Below are 2376 nucleotides of genomic sequence, written 5' to 3'. Positions count from 1 at the left end.
CCGTTACACGGCTCCCGCCACAGCCCCGGAGTGACACGCGAGAGCCAAGTCAATCAAGCCAGCGCTGCATGCGAAATTCTTCAGTCAGGCAACGCCGCCACCGCAACAATTTCAACGACGATGTCGGCTTGCGCAAGCGCTGCAACTCCGATCACCTCCGAAGGCGGCGGGTTGTTATAGCTGCAGTGCTTCGGGCAATGCTCGGCAAAGAACTCGTCCAGTACGTCGAGACGAAAATTGGGTGAACTCAGAACGCCGCCATCGGGAAATGGCCCCTTGATGAAGAAGGTCAGCCGGATGAGATAGTCGAGCGCGCTGCCGAGTTCTTCCAGATCTGATTTGATGTTCGCCAGAATTGCGCGCCACTGTGCCGCCGCATCGCCAGTGAATCCCCCTCCTCTCTTTCCGGTCGGATCATAATTTTCGGCGGTTGCCGTATTTCCGCAAAGGTAGACAAATCCCCTTGCTCCGGAGACGACCGTGCCTTTTCCCCACGGCATCAACTTTCCGTTTTTGAATTTCTTATGGGTTACGAGTTCCATGCTTCGTCCAGAACTCTTGATCGTCAGCCTATCAAATCGTCTATTCTGATCGGCAGATCGCGAATGCGCTTGCCGGTGGCATGATAGACGGCACTCGCCACGGCAGCAGCCGTTCCGACATTGCCGAGTTCGCCCAAACCCTTGACGCCGGCAGGGTTGACCTGATGGTCGATTTCGGGGACCAGGATAACGTCGACCTGTTTGATGTCGGCGTTGACCGGTACGAGATAGTCCTGCAGGTCGCGGTTGACGTAGCGCGCGTGTCGCTGATCGATTTCCGTCGCCTCGTGCAACGCCTGGCCGATGCCCCAGATCATGCCACCCATCAGCTGGCTGCGCGCGGTGCGCGTGTTCATGATGCGCCCGGCGGCGAAGGCCCCGACGATGCGCGGGACCCGGATTTCGCGTGTATAGCTGTTGATGCGCACTTCGACGAACTCGGCGCCAAAGGCATATTTGACCGAATCTTCGTCGTTCTCTCCACCATGAAATTCCGACTGTCCGGCATAGAGTTTGCTGAGGGCTTCAGGCGAAGAACCCTTCGGCGCAAACTCGGCATATTCCTCGATGGCGCCGACTTGCATAGCCTTGAAGACATCAGCCAGCTTTGCGGACTTGCCGGTCTCGGTGACGACCTCTTCGTCCTTCAAGTCCAGCTTCGCATTGCCCGAACCGGCCAGCGGAGCCCCCCTGCCCGCAGCGGCGGCGAACAGCTTTCCGCGTATCGCGTCGCAGGCTTTCATGACCGCCGAGCAGACACTGGCGGTCGAGATCGATCCGCCCGACACGGGAGCCGGCGGCAAGGCACTGTCGCCCATCTCGACGCTGATCTTGTCCATGCCGATGCCCAGTCTTTCGGCCGCCATCTGGCCGGCGATGGTGCGAACGCCGGTGCCGATTTCATGGGAGCCGCACTGGATCCGAACCTCGCCGTCGGCGGTGAGACGAACCCGGGCCGCGCAGGGCGCGGCGGCAGTCGGATAGATCGCCGTCGCACAGCCCATCCCGACAGCCAGTCGCCGTCGCGCATAGAGCCGACCTTGGGATCGCGCTTCGACCAGCCAAAGGCCTCCGACGCCTGGTCGTAGCACTTGATGAGTGAGCGGCTGGAAAATGGCTTGCCTCCGATGGGCTCCTTCTCCGGTTCATTGATGCGACGAAACTCGACAGGATCCATGCCGAGGGCCACAGCCATTTCGTCCATGGCGTTTTCCAGCGCGTAGACATAAGGCGTCTCCGGCGGCGATCGCATGTAGCCAGGCGTGTTGCGGTCGGCATGAACCAGCGAAACATGCGTCAGAACGGCGCCGTAATTGTACATGCGCGCGGTGGCGGACGTGCCGCCGACGACATAAGGGTCAGGGCGTGACGTCACCTCCCAGGCCTCATGTCCGAACGCCGTGATGCGGCCGTCCTTGCCGGCGCCCATGCGGATCCGATGCCGCGTTTCGGCGCGATAGGTCTGCGTACCGAAGGCTTGCATGCGATTGACGACGCAGCGAACCGGGCGGCCAATGCGTCGCGCCGCGACGGCAACGATAGCGGTGCGTGCCGTCATCGGCCCCTTGGAGCCGAAGGCACCGCCGATATAGGGACTGACGATCCGCACATTGGCCGGATCGAGCTTCAGCTGGCGTGCCAGTTCCACCTTCCAGCCGGTAACGTTCTGGCTGGGCTCGTGTATGGTCAACTGGTCGCCTTGCCATATTGCGGTGGTCGAAAACAGTTCGATCGGATTGTGATGCTGGGTCGGCGTCGAATATTTTTCGTCGATCTTTACCGTCGCATCCGCCCAGGCGGCATCGAAATCACCGGCCTTCGCATCCTCCTTGAA

2 protein-coding genes and 1 pseudogene are annotated in these 2376 nt (G+C 60.9%); all 3 read right to left on the bottom strand.

Annotated elements, in window-relative coordinates:
• Window positions 1-80 precede the first annotated feature (80 nt).
• Window positions 81-542 carry a RidA family protein gene (locus tag EN925_RS32215; RefSeq protein ID WP_027161650.1) on the bottom strand — a complete coding sequence of 154 codons (462 nt, stop codon included), beginning with the start codon at window positions 540-542 and terminating at the stop codon, window positions 81-83.
• A 23-nt stretch (window positions 543-565) separates the two neighbouring features.
• Entirely contained in the window at window positions 566-1546 is a 981-nt protein-coding gene (locus tag EN925_RS41715) for a molybdopterin cofactor-binding domain-containing protein (RefSeq protein ID WP_348630375.1), read from the bottom strand.
• Between the two features lie 203 nt (window positions 1547-1749).
• Window positions 1750-2316 (bottom strand): annotated as a pseudogene (locus EN925_RS41710) (molybdopterin cofactor-binding domain-containing protein); the annotation flags it as partial.
• Window positions 2317-2376 lie beyond the last annotated feature (60 nt).

The sequence above is a fragment of the Mesorhizobium sp. M7A.F.Ca.US.006.04.2.1 genome (assembly GCF_004022915.1).
GTDB classification, from domain to species: Bacteria; Pseudomonadota; Alphaproteobacteria; order Rhizobiales; family Rhizobiaceae; genus Mesorhizobium; species Mesorhizobium ciceri.
The sequence above is the reverse complement of the archived record's forward strand: the minus strand, read 5'-3'. Positions and strand labels throughout refer to the sequence as shown.

What these genes read in the sequence shown, in the direction of transcription:
- EN925_RS32215 (WP_027161650.1), bottom strand. Translation starts at nt 542, where the DNA reads ATGGAACTCGTAACCCATAAGAAATTCAAAAACGGAAAGTTGATGCCG.
- EN925_RS41715 (WP_348630375.1), bottom strand. Translation starts at nt 1,546, where the DNA reads ATGGGCTGTGCGACGGCGATCTATCCGACTGCCGCCGCGCCCTGCGCG.